1 protein-coding gene is annotated in these 902 nt (G+C 69.5%); it reads right to left on the reverse strand.

Features of this window, described 5'->3' with window-relative positions; translation table 11 throughout:
* The coding region (locus SK803_RS46370; protein ID WP_319972646.1) for a transposase at window positions 1-806 on the reverse strand (806 nt) is incomplete at its 3' end.
* Window positions 807-902 lie beyond the last annotated feature (96 nt).

Here is a 902-nt window from a genome sequence, read left to right on the forward strand (position 1 = left end):
CCGGATGAGGCTGGTAGTGGTGCGACGCCGCAGAGTTTGGCGAAGGCTGCCTCGCTGTGAAGCCGGTCGGGGTTGTCGCCGGCGGTGACGAGGAGCTGGCCTGCGACGTCGGTGCCGATGCCGAGCAGGTCGACCAGGGTGGGGGCGGTGGCCGCGACCAGGGGGTCGAGGTGTTTGTCGAGCTGGGTGATCTGTTGGTTGAGGCTGGTGATCCGGCCGGCCATGGCCTGTAGGGCGAGCATGGTGCCGTGGGTGGGGTCGGCGAGCCGGGCGAGGTCTGGGGCTAGGGCGGTGCAGGCGGTGAGTAGTGCCTTGCCTTTCTTGCCGCGTAAGGCTTCGCGGAGTGTGGTGGGTGCGGTGGTGATCAGGTTGGTGAGCTCGTTGCGGGCGGCGGTGCGGGCTTTGACCGCGCCGCCGCGGACGATACGGAGTGCGCGGATGGACTCGACGGGTCCCGCGGCGGTTTTGGGTGTGGCGGTGCCATCGCCGCAGAGCACCGTGCGGGCGGCGTTGATGGCGTCGATGACGTCGGATTTGCCGTGGTTGCGGCGTGTTCGGCGGTTGGGCCGGGAGACTTCTCGGACCGTGATGTTGTTGCGGCGCAGCAGGGTGGCGAGTTGCTTGCCGTAGGAGCCGGTGCCTTCGACGCCGACTTTGCTGATTGGGCCGAAGCCGGACAGCCAGTCGAGCAGTTGTGCGCAGCCCTCGGGGGTGGCGGGGAACTCGGCGTCGCCGAGGACCTGGCCGTGGTGGTCGAGTGCGGCGGCGTGGTGGGTGTCGGTGTGGGTGTCGACCCCGCCGAACACCGTGATGTGGGTGCGGTCGTGCCGATGGGGCATTCTGAGACCTGTCGTCCTTGCTCGCTGAGACCTGGCTGGGGCGGCACGCACCGGGCCGGGCGG

This window comes from Lentzea miocenica, from assembly GCF_033949945.1.
In the GTDB taxonomy this organism is placed as follows: Bacteria; Actinomycetota; Actinomycetes; order Mycobacteriales; family Pseudonocardiaceae; genus Lentzea; species Lentzea miocenica.